Origin of the sequence: Pseudomonas sp. 10S4 (genome assembly GCF_034344865.1) — a bacterium.
Lineage (GTDB): Bacteria > Pseudomonadota > Gammaproteobacteria > Pseudomonadales > Pseudomonadaceae > Aquipseudomonas.
The window spans coordinates 4,634,340-4,650,755 of sequence record NZ_CP133774.1 but is presented as its reverse complement, the minus strand read 5'-3'; the positions used below and the strand labels follow the sequence as shown (position 1 = coordinate 4,650,755).

Genomic DNA, 16,416 nt, shown 5'->3' with positions numbered 1-16,416 from the left:
CGACTACTTGGGAAACATTCCACACAGCCCATACCCTTCGTAAATCGGAGAAAGACCGCCCAGGAACATTAGCGGGCCGCAGGCATAAAAAGGCGACGTCAAATACTGCCCTTGGTGAAGCGTGCACACCGGCAATTGCAAGGGAATCGGCACGATCACCGCCCAAAGCGTGACCCCACACCACGCCCGCGTGGTCAAGTCGGGGGATGTGTAGCTTGTGCGCTCTTCCGGCACCGAGACCATCACGCCGACGCAGCCAGTGAGAAACAGAAACAAGGTGGTGATGGCGATGATTTTCTGTGTGTAGAACGGGAGGCGTAGCGTTGGTTTCATCCGTAAATCCAATCGTTGGGCAATGACAGTCGGCAGACCTTGCCGAATCAGGTTGAGACCGACCGCAAGATCGTCAGGGCACAAAATAAAACCATTTGTTGCAGAGTTGCTGCCAAAATCACCTGACGCGGAACAACGTTTCAGACGCCCCCAATAATCAGTCCCATTAAACCTTTATGGCATCTGTAAAGGCGGTGGCAATGACTATGCCTGTCGCATCAAGCATTACCCATTGGTAGGTCGATAAACCATTCAGCCCATTTTTGAAACTGCCCATCTATTGTCGAGGTCCTGGTGCCCCACTCTTCCGATCAACGCGCTGACGAAAAAACCTGCCTCGATTACTGCTCGATCTGCTTTGGCAAATCGCCGTGCTGTTGATCCCGATATTCCTCGTAACGGTCATACCGTTGCTCTGGGCGCTCGGTGTGGTGCTGGTTTGTGCTGCCTTGATGTGGCTGGCGGCACGGGCCGGTTGGCTGAGAACCGGTCGAGGGTTTGCCAGGCTCATGACCTCTGCCGCAATAGGTCTGGGTTTTAATCTGGGCCGGGCGTTGCCGCAATACTGGGACATCGCCGGGGCAGCGGCTGTGATGTTTTCCGGGCTGGCGTGCGTCAGTCATCTGGAACGACGTTTTGGCCTTGTCGATAAGACGCAGGCCAAGTCGTCGGCGAAAAAATCAGGTGGTCAGTCTTCCGGCGGCGCCAGTGCCTGGGGTGGGGATGAGCCCCGACAGACACCCGAGGGGAGCCCATCCGCGTGTTCAACTACAGTGAAATCGCCATGGGCGGGCCGGTCCTGTGCGATTACCTGTTCCCCGATGGGGTGCTGCTCCAGAGCCTTGGGTCGTCGGCTCGCTTCTCGAATGACGGACGTTATTTCGCCGCACCGTTACCCTCGCGCCAGGCATGGGGATTGGTGATTCTGGATCGTCAACTGCGTCAGCTCTACCAGTGTTCGTGTGATGAATTTTGGGAACTGGATGCCTTTAACGACGACACCTTGAGTGGGCGTTACAGCCCTTTGGTCGACAACGGTTCACGGGAGATCAGCCTGGAGCAACTGCTGACGACGGCAGAAAAAATCAGCCTGGTAGCCGTTGCTGACCTTTGGCTTGAGCCGGGTAACTGGCAGAAAAACCTTGCACGCGAAACGCTCCTGAACACCTCCCCCGATGGCAAGCAACGCCTGGGCGGGACTCTGGCGCTGCCGGCCAGCCTGCGCGAACTGCCACAACCTTGCGACCCGCTGAGGAATCCGGAATACCGTGTGAGCCTGAACGGTGAGCCCACTTCATTGTTGATCACGGCCGATACCGCCATCATCTGGAATCCCGATGGCCGCTCTTTCGCTTGCCGTGCACGGATGGATGATGAGCCACCGCAAGCCCTCGACTACTGGCTCTGGCACGCAGACCGAGGTTGGCAAACACTGCCCTGCCCGTGGACACCCGCCGACAGCGAACCTTCCATGGGTTGGAGCGAACCCCTGGCGCTGGATGACCACCACCTGCGGCTAGCGTCCTACTTCGACTACCCGCAGCCGGATCGCGGTCGCTATGGTTACGGCTTGCACAGCGTCCACAGCGACTGTGATGCTCAGGTTGGCCACGACTCGAATGGTCGAATTCAGGTCGCGGAGCGGCAACTGACTCGCGTGCAATTGGCTGTGCCACTGACGGGTGATGGGCAGCGCGGCGCGACGATGGTCGAGTCGGCACCCTTGAGCGGTAAAACCCGGGCTCAATTTACTTGGCAGCAAGACAACAGCCTCGGGCTCGGCGGTTATAGCTGCCGGATTGGCGACTGGGCGTTGCCAGGGGTTTGGCTGCTCGATCATCGCGTGTCAAACACCGGGCGTTACATTGCGTTGATACCGTTCGCCCTGCCGCCCGCCACCGCAGGTCATGTGGTGGTGGCGGACGCACAGGAACGGCAATTGATGAACAGCCCACCTCTATTGGCTGCACGATTGTTGGATTTTCGTGGACTGAAACTGAGCGTGGCGGTGATTCGCGGTCGCCTGAATCAGGATCGGCTAAGCACTCCGTTGCAACGCATTGATCAAGCGCCACCCGAGGCGGACGATGCCGCTGAGTTTTGCCAGTATCGACAGGACTCGCGACTTTACTATGAGTGGTGTGAGCTGAATGTCAGCCCACAAGGCCTGACCGCCCTCCCCGACTGGCGCCTGGTTAAACAGCCGCAATCGGCGATAGCCGATGGTAACTTCATCCAGCCAGCCCCGAAGGATAAAGATGCCGCGTGGCTGTTCGGCTGTGAAACCGAATACGCCGACAGCTGGCTGCGCGTCCAGAGCCCACGCCTCGGCGGGCATCTGCTGACGGCGTCTGGTTGCGCCATCAGCGATCTCGCGCCTTCGATGATCTGGTCCGAGGATGCCCGTTATCTCGCGCTGACTCGACTTCATACCGACGTCGACGATGATCATGGAGGTCGGATGGCATGGCAGATCTTGCTGTTGGATGTTCAGGCGCGAACCTTGAGGCATTCACCCCAGTGGCTGCGCAATCGACCGCAGTTTGAAGGTTTTAAAGCCGAGGTTTTGAAGGTGCGTTTGTTTGAGCGCGACTGGGAAGCCGAGGATGACAGAGATCGCGGCTCGGTCACGGTGATAACGCTGAGCGACCTGCTGGCAATCCCCGCCGAAGACCTGTGCCCGAGCGCTGGCCTTTGGCTGACGAAAGATCAAATGGGTAATGCCCAAGCGTGGCAGGCGTTGGATACATCGGCGCTGAGTGATTGGTGCTAGTCACGCTTTAAAATTTACAAAAAAATAGATCTGTCCCCTTTTCACCCACTCCCATTCAGGAAGGTCATGGACATTCGATTCACGGAAGAAAAAGACTGGATGCTGTTGAAGCACGTCCGCCTCGCGGCACTGCTGGACGCGCCGACGGCGTTCGGTGTGAGTTATCAAACCGCCGCTAATTACACTGACGAGCAATGGAAAGAGCGCGCCTCTTCAGTCACCGGAACGCAGTTCTGGTTGGCCCTCAAGGAAGACAAACCAATCGGCATGATCGGTGCCGCGGTCAGTCAATCGAATCGCTATAACTTGATTGGAATGTGGGTTGAACCTGCTGAGCGGGGCTCTGGCGTGGCCACTCAGCTGGTTGAGGCAGTTAAATCTCGCGCGATTGAAAAAAGCCACGAACACGTTTTTCTGGACGTCGCTCCGGACAACGCAAGAGCTTCGAACTTCTATCTAAGGCAGGGTTTCACCTTCATCGATGAATGGGAACCGTTAGCCAGTCACCCGCACATCAGGGTTCAGACAATGCTCTGGCCTGTACCGAGCTGAGAAACAAACGAGTCTGTTTGCTGTACGCGCCAAAGCGCGAGGCGTTGGTGGAGCTTTGCACCGCAATAAAATGAACCCTGCCCGCGACCGGCCGCCTAACTGAATGACTATCAGGAGGTGGCTAATGCAAATCGAAACGATCTGGATCGTACTCGCCGCAATTCTTTTGCTGGTTGAATTGTGGGCGATCAACAGAGTGGTCAAAAGCACGGGAAAAGTGGACAACAAAGGCGTATGGATCGTGGTGATCGTGTTCGTGCCGTTGATTGGGCTCATCCTGTGGGCCTTCGCCGGACCGAAGCACGTTGCGCACGACCCGCATTCACCGCAGGCCAGGCAATAACCCGATACCGATCTGAGCACTGCGAAAATTCAAAAGAACAAAGCCCCGGTGATTCGGGGCTTTTTTATTTCTACCTGACTCGCCAAGCGACCTGCCATCCCACAATCGGCGTAGGAACTGCCGAAGGTTGCGATCTTTTGATCTTCACGTCCGAAAAACGCGTAGGAAAACCCCCGCCGTGATGAAGGAGCTTGCCCTCGCTGGGCAGCGAAGCAACCCCAATCCCCTGCCCGCGATTTCCTAAGACATTTCCGAACGCCCGGTTTACAAGGGCTTCGTCACTAAACGCGGCAAATACCCTTCACCTCAATGGCGTTAAAGGCGTCCTACCCCTCGGTTGCGAGCACCAAAGTGGACACCTATATTCGACCCGTCGCCGACAGCAATTGGCGATAGGGTTTCGCAGCCCTGTAGAAGTGATACACACCGTCAAATAGCAACTGTGGCAAAATTCGCCACCGTTACGTTTTATGGCGGCTGTGTGTGGGAGACCTTCGGGTCTGCCGGTTTTAGTCTCTTCTCCGGTCTGCGAACCCGCACATAGCTGCCACCCATTTGTTTCGCAGCAGAAAGGTGGCAATTCGTATCTTTTGAAGAGCTGATCCTATGACAACGAACAATCCGCCTCGCCGCTTCATCCCAATGTCCCAATTCGCTACCGACTACCCCGTCCTCCTCATCGACACCGAAGCCCCAATACGCGAACTCCACAACTGCGTCAGCGAACGCCTCAACGCCGTCCTCAAATACCTGAACCTCATGGCCTGCACCAGCCTGCCGGACTACGCCGAAAACGACATCAACACCGTCACCAACATCGCCCGGATCATGGTCCAGGATGTGCGCGATGTGTTTCGGGTGATTGAGCAGCGTGGGTTTGATACGCCCAAGAGTCAGTGACCAAATTAAAGCCGTAAAAAACCCGCATTACTGCGGGTTTTTATGACCGGTTGTTTACTCCAATTAAAACAAAAGCCCTTTCACCATAGGCACACAAGCCAACTGAAGCCCCGAAGGTGAATGGTAAATAGCAGGCACATCACCCACAAAACCGCACCGACGGTAAAAGTCGGCCGCGTTCAATGTGGAATCCAGATTGACTTCCTCCAGCCCCAAATCCCGCGCCAAACCTTCCAAGTGATTCAGGATTTTCAACCCAATACCCTGCCCCATAAAACCCGGCAGCACAAAGATCGCGCCGATTTCGCTGCTCTCCAGATCAAGCATCCCTGTCGCCACCGGCTCACCCTGAATCCAGCCCAGATAAAAGTGTTTCTCCATAAGGCTGTCGTACCCGTCCTTGGCGGCTCCTGCTGTCCAGGCGAGCATCTGCTGCTCGGTATAAGCACCAATGCATTGGTGCCGTATCGCTTGCAAGCGTATGTCGAACGCCGTTTGGGCATCGCTTGGCGTAGCGCGTCTGATCTCGAGCATTTCATTCTCCTTTAGCCATCCGTGGACCGAGAACTAAAAAGCCCCGTCCATTTCTGGCGGGGCTTTGGGTATCTACGTCAAATCCTATGAACGCATGACCTCATGGCCCGCCGGAAGCGGTCATGGAGGAGCACATCATGTTCATGCGGTGTGTGTAGGTCATCATCAGATAGTGTTTGGGTTAATCCGGCTTGTCAATTTCTGGTGGCAAAATAAATGCACCAACTTTCTAATTGCCAATCTGTGGGTTAACAAAGCGATCCGTGTATCCACCATGGAAATAACGCTTAAGACTCAGTCAATGAAATAGTTAAACTACCAATATTTACATCCGCATCAATAATACTCAACGTCATCTTCCGCGCACCAACATCAAAATTACGATGCCACCCCTTATAAACGTAAGTCTCGTATAGAGGTGACTCAGGCGTTTTAATTCGGACAGTAAATTTTGAAACATCATCGAGACGGGAGAAGCTTTCCAAGCTGATACTGAACGACAGCTCTTTCTCTTCCCACTGCTGACCATAATCTAAAATACGTGTTTTGCTTAAAGGTTTTACTATATTAACAGCGGAAGATTTTTTTGAATCGGAGGTTGCTTCGTCCGCCGCAATATGTTGCTCCAAAAGCTTTATTCTCTCTTCCAGTTTTTCTACCTTCTCATCGGTCGATTTTTGGAGCGGTTTATTTGCTACCGCACCAAACTCCTTTCCCCAGATAAGAAATGTCAAATTATTGGATGCCGAGTACCACAGCAATCCAGAAATAGCTGCGGTACTGAGTAGCAATGCTACAGCCACAACTGGCAACGTCAACTGCTTCCACAATGTGCTAGCTTCCATGATACATCCACTTACCAAGATAGAGAAAATCTTATACTTTAGCCAATTAAAATATTAAAAAACTCAATTTTTCAGCAGAACGCTTATGCCCCGACCATTTCGCGCTAAGTTGTTAAGTTAATAATGCGCACATTATGGGGCAGCATCCTTATTTATCAGAAATTCGCCGGAGTGTTCGCACTAATAATCTCCGCCTCATCCGCCCCAATATTCCGAAACCGATGCGGCAGCGTCGTCGGGAAGTAATACCCATCCCCGGCATTCAGCACACTAATCTGCCCATCAACCGTCAACTCCACCGTGCCCCGAGTCACGAGCCCGCACTCTTCCCCTTCCGAGTGAACAATTGGCTCTTCACCAGAACTAGCCCCTGGCGCGTACTGCTCGCGCAACAAGCGCATCTGCCGGCTCGGCACCGAAGCGCCAATCAGCAGCAACCGCAGCCCGTGACGCCCGAGGTCCGGCTGTTCGTTAGCCCGAAACACGTATTGATGCTCACGCGGTGGTTGGTCGAAGGTGAAGAAGTCCGCCAAAGACATCGGGATGCCTTCAAGCAGTTTTTTGAGGGAACTGACGGAGGGACTGACGCGATTCTGTTCGATCAGGGAGATGGTGGCATTGGTGACGCCGCTACGCCGGGCCAGCTCGCGCTGGGACATTTTGTAGCTTTCGCGTACTAATTTGAGTCGTGAGCCCGTGTCCATGACAGCCTTATGTGTGAAGTACTTAAGGGGTTATGGGGGTGGATGGCGGGCGACTTTTGGCCGCGAGGAACACCGCTTCCCTGTCCCGGAAAAGTGAAAGGCGGGTATTAAATCACGTTTGTTCGTGTTGCTCAGCAGGTTCGATGGGTGGTGGGTGAAAAAGGCTGGTGGGCCTGATGTTGATCGGTTTTGGTGCGTGAGTTTTGGGGTTGGTTTGCTTGGGATTGCGGTGTTTCAGGGGGTATTGAAGGTGGCTGATATGGCCTCTTCGCGAGCAAGCCCGCTCCCACAGTTTTGATCTCGGCTGGGCACAGATTTTGTGCTTGGCTTGGATCCCCTGTGGGATTGCGGCAGGCTTAGATGCCGAAGCGATCGCGCAGTGCGTAGTACGCGGCGCCCATGGCGGTGAGCGGGGCCTGGAAGGTGCGGCCGCCGAACATTGGCATGTGCGGTAACGAGGCGAACGCGTCGAAGCGTTCGGCGTCGCCGCGGATCATTTCCGAGATCAGTTTGCCGGCCAGGTGCGAGCAGGTGACGCCGTGGCCGCTGTAGCCTTGCATGTAGTAGGCGTTTTTCTCGATGCGGCCGAATTGCGGCATACGCGACATGGTCAGCAGGAAGTTGCCGGTCCAGCGGTAGTCGATCTTCACGTCCTTGAGTTGCGGGAAGGTCTTGAGGATTTTCGGCTTGATCAGTTGCTCGATGTCATCCGGTTCGCGGGCGCCGTAGACCACGCCGCCGCCATACAGCAAGCGGTTGTCGGCGGTGAGGCGATAGTAGTCGAGCAGGTAGTTGCAGTCTTCGACGCAGTAGTTGTTTTTGATCAGGCTGCGCGCAACCTTCTCGGACAACGGTTCGGTGACGACGATTTGCGAGCCGCACGGCATGCTTTTGCGCGTGACGCGGTTGTCGAGGTCTTGCGGCAAATAGGCGTTGCCGGCGATCAGCAGGTACTTGGCCCGAACCACGCCTTTGGCGGTGCGCACGGTGATCGGTTCGCCGTAGGTGATTTCCACCGCCGCCGACTGTTCGTAGATCTTGCCGCCCAGGCCGATGATCGCCGAGGCTTCGCCGAGCGCCAGGTTCAGCGGGTGGATGTGGCCGCCCTGCATGTCGAGCAGGCCGCCGACGTAGTTGTCGCAACCGACTTCACGCTGGATGTCCGCCGCGTCGAGCATTTTCAGGTTTTTGTTGCCGTAGCGTTCCCAGCTGCTTTTCTGCTCGGCCAGGCCTTTGAGTTGCTTTTTGTTCAGCGCAGCGAAGATGCCGCCGGGCTTGTAGTCGCACTGGATGTCGTAGTGCTGAATGCGCTGACGGATGATATCGGCGCCTTCGAAGATCATGCTGCCGAGGACTTCGGCAGTCTTGTCGCCGTAGCGTTCTTCGATCACGTCGACGTCGCGGCTGTAGGAGTTGACCAGTTGGCCGCCGTTGCGACCGCTGGCGCCGAAACCGACTTTGGCGGCTTCGAGCACGGTGACGCTGTAGCCGGCTTCGGCCAGGAACAGTGCCGAGGACAAACCGGTGTAGCCGGCACCGATGATGCAGACGTCGCACTCAACCAGTTCTTCAAGCACCGGGAAGTCGCCGGTGAAGTTACGGGTCGCGGCGTAGTAGCTGTTTACATGCGTTTGTTTCATAGGTTTCTCCGATGGCCGCTGGCACGTGCCAGCGACCGCCGCTGTAGAAGTATTAGAGCTTGATCCAGGTCGCTTTGAGTTCGGTGTATTTGTCGAACGCATGCAGCGATTTGTCCCGACCGTTACCCGACTGCTTGAACCCGCCGAACGGCGCGGTCATGTCGCCGCCGTCGTACTGGTTGACCCAGACGCTGCCGGCGCGCAAGCCGCGAGCGAAGGTGTGGGCCTTGCTCAGGTTGCTGGTCCACACGCCCGCCGCCAGACCGAAGATGCTGTCGTTGGCAATCGCCAGCGCTTCTTCCTCGGTGTCGAAGGTGATCAGCGACAGCACCGGGCCGAAAATCTCTTCCCGGGCGATGGTCATGGCGTTGGTCACGCCGTCGAAAATTGCCGGTTCCACGTACAGGCCACCGGTGGCTTCGAGGGTACGGCTGCCGCCCGCGATCAGTTGCGCGCCCTGGTCTTTGCCGATCTGGATGTAGCGCAACACGTTGTCCAGTTGACGCTGATCAACCACGGCGCCGACGGTGGTTTCCGGATCGAGGGCGTGCCCTGGCTTCCAGGCTTGCAGTGCTTCCACCAGCAGCGGAATGAACTGCTCGCGAATCGAGCGCTCCACCAGCAAACGAGAACCAGCGGTGCAGACTTCGCCCTGGTTGAAGGCTATCGCCCCGGCCGCTGCTTGTGCTGCCGCGCGCAAATCCGGCGCGTCGGCAAACACCACGTTTGGACTCTTCCCCCAGCTTCGAGCCAAACGCGTTTCATGTTGCTCTGCCCGGCGTAAATCAGCAGTTGCTTGGCAATCGCGGTCGAGCCGGTGAAGGCCAGCACGTCGACGTCCATGTGCAACGCCAGCGCCTTGCCGACGGTGTGACCGTAGCCCGGCAAGACGTTGAACACGCCTTTCGGGATGCCCGCATCCAGCGCCAATTGCGCGATACGAATCGCGGTCAGTGGCGATTTTTCCGAAGGCTTGAGGATGAACGAGTTACCCGCCGCCAGGGCCGGGGCAAACTTCCAACTGGCCATGATCAACGGGAAGTTCCACGGCACGATGGCCGCGACAACGCCTGTTGGTTCGCGAGTGATCAGGCCGAGTTGGTCGTGCGGCGTGGCCGCGACTTCGTCGTAGATCTTGTCGATGGCTTCGGCGCTCCAGCGGATCGCGTTGGCGGTCGCTGGAATGTCTATGCTCATGGAGTCGCTGATCGGCTTGCCCATGTCGAGGGTTTCGAGCAGGGCCAACTCTTCCTGGTTCGCCAGAATCAGGTCGGCGAAACGGATCAGGATGCGCTTGCGCTCTGCTGGCGCCAAACGCGCCCAGATGCCGGACTCGAAGGTCTGCCGTGCAACCACTACGGCTGCGTTGGCGTCGGCTTCATCGGTGCTGGCAACGTTCGCCAGAAAGCGGCCGTCGACCGGGCTGATGCATTCGAAGGTGTCACCGCTCAGTGCTGCGCGGTACTGACCGTCGATGAAGGCGCGGCCTTCTATTGTTAAGGACTGAAAGCGTTGCTCCCAGTCGCTGCGAGTGTTTGTCATTGTTGTGACTCGACGCAGGGGAATAAGTAGTCGTCGGACTAAAGCCAACCCATTTAGGATCAGAAAACAGCGATCCCTGTGGGAGCGGGCTTGCTCGCGAAAGCGGTGTGTCAGGCGACATCCATGTTGACTATGCCGCCGTCTTCGCGAGCAAGCCCGCTCCCACATTTGATCGGTGTTGTCCGCACGGTTTGTGAACGACACAAATCCCCTGTAGGAGCTGCCGAAGGCTGCGATCTTTTGATCTTGACCTTAAAAAGCAAAGTCAAAAGATCGCAGCCTTCGGCAGCTCCTACAGGGTTATTCAATAGCCATCAGACGGTGTGCAAATACCAGTTGTACTCAAGGTCGGAGATGGAGTTCTCGAACTCGGCCAGCTCGCTTTCCTTGCACGCCACGAACACGTCGATGTACAGCGGGTCGATGTATTTGGCCATGACTTCGCTGTCGTCCAGCTCGCGCAATGCATCGCGCAGGTTGTTCGGCAGGCTCTGCTCGTTCTGCTCGTAGCTGTTGCCTTCGACCGGTGGGCCGGGCTCGATTTTGTTGGTCAGGCCGTGGTGAATACCGGCCAGGACCGAGGCCATCAACAGGTACGGGTTGGCATCGGCGCCGGCAACACGGTGCTCGATGCGCACCGAGTCCGCGGAACCTGTCGGCACACGTACCGCAACGGTACGGTTGTCGATGCCCCAGCTTGGCGAGTTCGGTACATAGAACTGCGCGCCGAAGCGGCGGTACGAGTTGACGTTCGGGCACAGGAACGCCATCTGCGCCGGTAGGGTCTCGAGCACACCGCCGATCGCGTGACGCAGTGCGGCGTTCTGCTCGGGATCCTCGCTGGCAAAGATGTTGTTGCCTTCTTTGTCGAGAATCGAAATGTGCACGTGCAGACCATTGCCCGCCTGGCCCGGATACGGCTTGGCCATGAAGGTGGTGTCCATCTCGTGGTCGTAGGCGATGTTCTTCACCAGACGCTTGAGCAACACCGCGTAGTCGCAGGCCTTGATCGGATCAGAGACGTGATGCAGGTTCACTTCGAACTGCGCCGGGGCGCTTTCCTTGACGATGGCGTCAGCAGGAATGCCCTGCTCTTTCGCGCCTTCGAGGATGTCTTGCAGGCAATCGACGTATTCGTCGAGGTCGTCGATCAGGTACACCTGAGTCGACATCGGACGCTTGCCGGAGACTGGCGAGCGTGGCGATTGCGGACGACCGTTCACGTTGTCCTGGTCGATCAGGTAGAACTCGAGTTCAAAGGCTGCGCAAATCGTCAGGCCCATGTCATCGAACTTGCTCACGACCTGACGCAGTACTTCGCGAGGGTCCGCGAAGAACGGCTGGCCTTCGAGTTCGTGCATGGTCATTAACAGTTGCGCGGTTGGGCGCTTCTGCCATGGCTCGATGCTGAGGGTGTTTGGGATGGGGAAGCAGATTCGGTCTGAGTCGCCGATGTCCAGACCCAGGCCGGTGCTTTCCACCGTAGAACCATTGATGTCCAGAGCAAACAGCGACGCCGGGAGGTTAATGCCTTTTTCGTAAACCTTATGAAGACTGGTGCGTTCGATGCGCTTGCCGCGCACCACACCGTTCATATCCGCAATCAGAAGGTCGACGTACAAAACCTCAGGATATTTCTTAAGGAATGCGTTTGCTTCGTTGAGTTGAACGGCACGCAGAGGGACCGACATGATGCACCTATTAGCTGTTAATTATTATGTTCACTTCATGTTCACGAGCCCAGTCAATCCGAAAGACAAAGTGAAGTCAATAGCGAACACTTGGCCTTTCAACCTTTATTTTCGGGCCTTTTATGGGCACGCGAGTGCCAGGGAAGTCCTGCGCACCGTGTAAATCCTGAGGATCGGACGACCGGCGTTTAGAATTTTTTACATGAGAGTTGTTAATTAAAATCAACAAGGCTAAGCTCCGGAAAAGCTCGTTCAAGTGTGAAACTTCGAGGTGATAAAAATGGCATTCAAGCCATTGATCGGCGTTACAGCGTGCGTCAAACAGATTGGCCTGCACCCCTACCACGTCAGCGGCGACAAGTACTTACGTGCTGTCAGCGTCGCGGCTCTGGGGCTGCCCGTCGTCATTCCTTCCTTGGGCGAACTGACCGAAATCGAGGACCTGCTCGCGCAGCTCGACGGTCTGTTGCTGACCGGCTCACCCTCGAATGTGGAACCTTTCCACTATCAAGGCCCCGCCAGCGCACCCGGCACGGATCACGATCCGGCGCGGGATGCCACGACTCTTCCTTTATTGCGTGCAGCGATTGCCGCCGGCGTGCCGGTGCTGGGCATCTGCCGCGGCTTCCAGGAGATGAACGTGGCGTTCGGCGGCAGCCTGCATCAGAAGGTCCACGAATTGCCCGGCATGCTCGATCATCGCGAGGCGGACAGTCCGGAGTTGGCGGTGCAGTACGCGCCGGCTCATGCGGTGACTGTGCAACCGGGCGGCGTATTCGAAGCCATGGGTCTGCCGACGGTGTTCCAGGTGAACTCGATTCACAGCCAGGGCATCGACCGACTCGCTCCCGGCCTGCGCGCCGAAGCGATTGCGCCGGACGGTTTGATCGAGGCGATTTCGGTGGATCACAGCCCGACCTTCGCGGTCGGCGTGCACATCGGCGACCGGAATGGCAGGTGCTGAGCAACCCTCCTTACTTGAGTATTTTCCAGGCGTTTGGTGACGCGTGCCGCAAACGCGCGGCGCTGCGCAACTCGCGCTGACGTAAAACACATTTGATCCATTTACTGCCCCCGTGGGCCAGGCGGGCGCGCGTTTGTGCGCCCGTCCCTCACGACAACAACACACCGCGATAACAACAAGTACTACCAGGCAGCCAGGACGGCGGCGCCGAATAAGCCCGAGCGGTATGGGTGATGCCAGTGAGCCAAACGCAAATCCAGGGTGGGAGCGGGCTTGCTCGCGAAGAGGGAGTGTCAGTCGACATTGATGCTGCCTGATACACCGCTTTCGCGAGCAAGCCCGCTCCCACAGGGGCTCACCGTTGAATTGACTGGCGTCGTACAGCTCAGGCTTGCAATCAACTATTAAGTCAGGCCGCGTTGGCCCGACGACTGAAACCTGTTGGGAGTTTCACATGGCAAATGCCTCCAGCACTTACAGGAAGGCTCTTGAAGGTCACCAGGCACCGAAAAAGGTCTTGGTGAAAATCGATCGCGTGACCAAGAAGTTCGACGAAACCACCGCCGTGGACGATGTGTCCCTGGAAATCTATCAGGGCGAAATCTTCGCCCTGCTCGGTGGTTCCGGCTCTGGTAAATCGACCCTGCTGCGCATGCTCGCCGGTTTCGAGCGCCCGACCGAAGGGCGGATCATGCTCGACGGCGTGGACATCACCGACATGCCGCCCTACGAGCGGCCGATCAACATGATGTTCCAGTCGCTTCAGCGCTGTTCCCGCACATGACCGTGGCGCAGAACATCGCCTTTGGCCTGAAGCAGGATCGTTTGTCCGCCAGCGAAATCGACGCCCGCGTTGAAGAGATGCTGCGTCTGGTGCACATGACCCAATACGCCAAACGCAAACCCCATCAGTTGTCCGGCGGTCAGCGTCAGCGCGTCGCCCTCGCCCGCTCCCTGGCCAAACGTCCGAAGCTGCTGTTGCTCGACGAACCAATGGGCGCGCTGGATAAAAAACTGCGTTCGCAGATGCAACTGGAACTGGTGCAAATCATCGAACGGGTCGGCGTGACCTGCGTGATGGTGACCCACGACCAGGAAGAAGCCATGACCATGGCTGAACGCATCGCGATCATGCACCTGGGCTGGATCGCCCAGATCGGCAGCCCGGTCGACATCTATGAAGCGCCGGTCAGCCGCATGGTCTGCGAATTCATCGGCAACGTGAACGCCTTCGACGGCACCGTTGTGGAAGACCTCGAAGGTCACGCGATCATCCACAGCCCGGACCTGGAACAGAAGATTTACGTCGGTCACGGCGTCAGCACTTCGGTGCAGGACAAGTCAGTCACCTACGCCATCCGCCCGGAAAAAATGCTGGTCAGCACCCTCAAGCCCGAGCAGCGCTACAACTGGTCCAAGGGCAAAGTGCATGACATCGCCTACCTCGGCGGCCACTCGGTGTTCTACGTCGAATTACCTGGCGGCAAGATCGTCCAGTCGTTCATGGCCAACGCCGAACGCCGGGGCGCACGTCCGACCTGGGACGACCAGGTTTACGTGTGGTGGGAAGACGACAGCGGCGTGGTACTGCGTTCATGAAAACCTTCAATCAGCAGTTCCTGAGATTGGTCCCCAGCGGGCGCAAAATGGTGATCGGCATTCCGTTCATCTGGCTGTTCCTGTTTTTCATGCTGCCGTTCTTCCTGGTCATGAAGATCAGCTTCTCGGAAGCGGCGCTGGCGATTCCGCCGTACACCGAGATCTACAATTTCGTCGACCAGAAGCTGCAAGTGCTGCTGAACCTCGGCAACTACGCGCTGCTGACTCAGGATGAGTTGTACATCTCGGCGTACCTCGGTTCGTTGAAGGTCGCGTTTTTCAGTACGGTGATGTGCCTGGTGATCGGTTTCCCGATGGCCTACGCGATTACCAAGGCGAGCAAGGAAGCGCAAAACGTCCTGATGTTGCTGATCATGATGCCGACCTGGACCGCAATCCTGATCCGCGTTTATGCGTGGATGGGCATCCTCAGCAACAACGGTTTGCTCAACGCATTCCTGATGTGGACCGGGTTGATTTCGTCACCCATCGAGATCCTCAACACCAACACCGCCGTTTACATCGGGGTCGTTTACGCCTACCTGCCGTTCATGGTCTTGCCGCTGTACGCCAACCTGGTGAAGCACGATCAAAGCCTGTTGGAAGCCGCGTCGGACCTCGGTTCGAGCAACTTCAACAACTTCTGGAAAATCACCGTGCCGCTGGCCAAGAACGGGATTATCGCCGGCTGCATGCTGGTGTTCATTCCAGTGGTCGGTGAGTTCGTGATTCCGGAACTGCTGGGCGGCCCGGAGACCCTGATGATCGGTCGCGTGCTGTGGCAAGAGTTCTTCAACAACCGCGACTGGCCGGTGGCGTCTGCCCTGGCGGTGGTGATGCTGTTGATCCTGATTGTGCCGATTCTGCTGTTTAACCGCAGCCAGGCCAAAGAGATGGAGGCACGGGGATGAAACGCTTCGGATTTTCAAAGTTCATGCTGATTTTCGGCTTGTCGTTTATCTACCTGCCGATGCTGATTCTGGTGATCTACTCGTTCAACGCCTCGAAACTGGTGACGGTGTGGGGCGGTTGGTCGGTGAAGTGGTACGTCGGCTTGCTCGACAACACCCAACTGATGGGCTCGGTAATGCGCTCGCTGGAAATCGCCTGCTACACCGCGATTGCCGCGGTGGCGTTGGGGACATTGGCCGCGTTTGTGCTGACTCGCGTGACTCGATTCAAGGGCCGCACGCTGTTCGGTGGCCTGGTGACGGCGCCATTGGTGATGCCGGAAGTCATCACCGGTCTGTCGCTGTTGCTGCTGTTTGTGGCGATGGCTCAATTACTCGGCTGGCCGAAAGAGCGTGGCCTGGTAACGATCTGGATTGCTCACACGACGTTCTGTGCGGCGTATGTGGCGGTGGTGGTTTCGGCGCGTTTGCGTGAGCTGGACCTGTCCATCGAAGAAGCCGCCATGGACCTCGGTGCGCGGCCGTTGAAGGTGTTCTTCCTGATCACCATTCCGATGATCGCGCCATCGTTGGCGGCCGGCGGCATGATGTCGTTTGCCCTGTCGCTGGATGACCTGGTGTTGGCGAGCTTCGTGTCCGGCCCTGGTTCGACGACTCTGCCGATGGAAGTGTTCTCGGCGGTGCGTCTGGGTGTGAAACCGGAGATCAACGCTGTGGCCAGTCTGATTTTGCTGGCGGTGTCGATTGTCACGTTTATGGTCTGGTACTTCAGCCGCCGCGCCGAAGCCACCCGCAAACGTGCGATCCAGGAAGCGATGGACCAGACGGCCAGCGAATCCTGGTCACAACCGAAAAACCAACGAGTTGAAGTGGCGGCCTAGTGTCTTTGCTTTTACTTAAGTGACCACAAAACCTGTGGTGAAGGGCTTGTTGTGGTGAGGGGCTTGCCCCGTTCGGCTGCGAAGCAGTCGTAAAGTCGGTGAACGCGGTGTGCTTGATATACCTGCGCAGCAGGTTTTGGGGCCGCTTCGCGACCCAACGGGGGCAAGCCCCCTCACCACAACAAGCCCCTAACCACAGGTCTT

At 57.1% G+C, this 16,416-nt stretch carries 12 protein-coding genes and 3 pseudogenes; 8 read left to right on the top strand and 7 right to left on the bottom strand.

What is annotated here, in order from left to right; translation table 11 throughout:
- Positions 1–3 precede the first annotated feature (3 nt).
- A complete protein-coding gene (locus RHM58_RS21875) occupies positions 4–333 on the bottom strand; it encodes a hypothetical protein (protein WP_201257328.1) in 330 nt (109 codons plus the stop codon).
- A 760-nt stretch (positions 334–1,093) separates the two neighbouring features.
- Here RHM58_RS21875 and RHM58_RS21870 point away from each other — a divergent pair.
- From RHM58_RS21870 to RHM58_RS21855, 4 genes are all read left to right on the top strand, one after another.
- Positions 1,094–3,106, top strand: coding sequence for a hypothetical protein (locus tag RHM58_RS21870; protein ID WP_322268163.1), 2,013 nt, complete (start codon positions 1,094–1,096; stop codon positions 3,104–3,106).
- Between the two features lie 66 nt (positions 3,107–3,172).
- Complete coding sequence (locus RHM58_RS21865) at positions 3,173–3,658, top strand: GNAT family N-acetyltransferase (RefSeq protein WP_322268162.1); 486 nt, start codon at positions 3,173–3,175, stop codon at positions 3,656–3,658.
- A gap of 124 nt (positions 3,659–3,782) precedes the next feature.
- Entirely contained in the window at positions 3,783–4,001 is a 219-nt protein-coding gene (locus RHM58_RS21860; RefSeq protein WP_201257331.1) for a PLDc N-terminal domain-containing protein, read from the top strand.
- A gap of 606 nt (positions 4,002–4,607) precedes the next feature.
- Positions 4,608–4,901, top strand: a complete 294-nt coding sequence (locus RHM58_RS21855) for a fructose-bisphosphate aldolase (protein ID WP_322268161.1) — start codon at positions 4,608–4,610, stop codon at positions 4,899–4,901.
- A 63-nt stretch (positions 4,902–4,964) separates the two neighbouring features.
- On the opposite strand, the gene RHM58_RS21850 is transcribed toward RHM58_RS21855, so the two are convergent.
- The 6 genes and pseudogenes from RHM58_RS21850 to RHM58_RS21825 all read right to left on the bottom strand — a co-directional run bounded on the left by RHM58_RS21850 (position 4,965) and on the right by RHM58_RS21825 (position 11,857).
- Positions 4,965–5,435, bottom strand: coding sequence for a GNAT family N-acetyltransferase (locus tag RHM58_RS21850; protein WP_322268160.1), 471 nt, complete (start codon positions 5,433–5,435; stop codon positions 4,965–4,967).
- A 287-nt stretch (positions 5,436–5,722) separates the two neighbouring features.
- Positions 5,723–6,280 (bottom strand): hypothetical protein, encoded by a 558-nt coding sequence (locus RHM58_RS21845; RefSeq protein ID WP_322268159.1) that lies wholly within the window; start codon positions 6,278–6,280, stop codon positions 5,723–5,725.
- Between the two features lie 155 nt (positions 6,281–6,435).
- Positions 6,436–6,984 (bottom strand): cupin domain-containing protein, encoded by a 549-nt coding sequence (locus RHM58_RS21840; protein ID WP_201189038.1) that lies wholly within the window; start codon positions 6,982–6,984, stop codon positions 6,436–6,438.
- Between the two features lie 356 nt (positions 6,985–7,340).
- On the bottom strand, positions 7,341–8,624 hold the full coding sequence (locus tag RHM58_RS21835; protein ID WP_322268158.1) for an NAD(P)/FAD-dependent oxidoreductase: 1,284 nt from the start codon (positions 8,622–8,624) through the stop codon (positions 7,341–7,343).
- 52 nt (positions 8,625–8,676) lie between these two features.
- A pseudogene (locus tag RHM58_RS21830) lies at positions 8,677–10,166 on the bottom strand (aldehyde dehydrogenase).
- A gap of 314 nt (positions 10,167–10,480) precedes the next feature.
- The gene (locus tag RHM58_RS21825; protein WP_201189043.1) at positions 10,481–11,857 is read right to left on the bottom strand and encodes a glutamine synthetase family protein; all 1,377 of its coding nucleotides are present in this window, start codon (positions 11,855–11,857) and stop codon (positions 10,481–10,483) included.
- A 280-nt stretch (positions 11,858–12,137) separates the two neighbouring features.
- On the opposite strand from RHM58_RS21825, the pseudogene RHM58_RS21820 reads away from it, so the two are divergent.
- The 4 genes and pseudogenes from RHM58_RS21820 to RHM58_RS21805 all read left to right on the top strand — a co-directional run bounded on the left by RHM58_RS21820 (position 12,138) and on the right by RHM58_RS21805 (position 16,212).
- A pseudogene (locus RHM58_RS21820) lies at positions 12,138–12,901 on the top strand (gamma-glutamyl-gamma-aminobutyrate hydrolase family protein).
- A gap of 374 nt (positions 12,902–13,275) precedes the next feature.
- A pseudogene (potA, locus tag RHM58_RS21815) lies at positions 13,276–14,420 on the top strand (polyamine ABC transporter ATP-binding protein).
- Positions 14,417–15,331 (top strand): ABC transporter permease subunit, encoded by a 915-nt coding sequence (locus RHM58_RS21810; protein WP_201202578.1) that lies wholly within the window; start codon positions 14,417–14,419, stop codon positions 15,329–15,331. The pseudogene potA and the gene RHM58_RS21810 overlap by 4 nt, the downstream one beginning before the upstream one ends.
- Positions 15,328–16,212: an ABC transporter permease subunit gene (locus tag RHM58_RS21805; RefSeq protein WP_201257337.1), complete on the top strand. Its 885-nt coding sequence runs from the start codon at positions 15,328–15,330 to the stop codon at positions 16,210–16,212. Before RHM58_RS21810 ends, RHM58_RS21805 begins: the two co-directional genes overlap by 4 nt.
- Positions 16,213–16,416: the final 204 nt, after the last annotated feature.

Coding starts and splice junctions, on each gene's coding strand:
- RHM58_RS21875 (WP_201257328.1), bottom strand. CDS start 333: ATGAAACCAACGCTACGCCTCCCGTTCTACACACAGAAAATCATCGCC.
- RHM58_RS21865 (WP_322268162.1), top strand. CDS start 3,173: ATGGACATTCGATTCACGGAAGAAAAAGACTGGATGCTGTTGAAGCAC.
- RHM58_RS21860 (WP_201257331.1), top strand. CDS start 3,783: ATGCAAATCGAAACGATCTGGATCGTACTCGCCGCAATTCTTTTGCTG.
- RHM58_RS21855 (WP_322268161.1), top strand. CDS start 4,608: ATGACAACGAACAATCCGCCTCGCCGCTTCATCCCAATGTCCCAATTC.
- RHM58_RS21850 (WP_322268160.1), bottom strand. CDS start 5,435: ATGCTCGAGATCAGACGCGCTACGCCAAGCGATGCCCAAACGGCGTTC.
- RHM58_RS21845 (WP_322268159.1), bottom strand. CDS start 6,280: ATGGAAGCTAGCACATTGTGGAAGCAGTTGACGTTGCCAGTTGTGGCT.
- RHM58_RS21840 (WP_201189038.1), bottom strand. CDS start 6,984: ATGGACACGGGCTCACGACTCAAATTAGTACGCGAAAGCTACAAAATG.
- RHM58_RS21835 (WP_322268158.1), bottom strand. CDS start 8,624: ATGAAACAAACGCATGTAAACAGCTACTACGCCGCGACCCGTAACTTC.
- RHM58_RS21825 (WP_201189043.1), bottom strand. CDS start 11,857: ATGTCGGTCCCTCTGCGTGCCGTTCAACTCAACGAAGCAAACGCATTC.
- RHM58_RS21810 (WP_201202578.1), top strand. CDS start 14,417: ATGAAAACCTTCAATCAGCAGTTCCTGAGATTGGTCCCCAGCGGGCGC.
- RHM58_RS21805 (WP_201257337.1), top strand. CDS start 15,328: ATGAAACGCTTCGGATTTTCAAAGTTCATGCTGATTTTCGGCTTGTCG.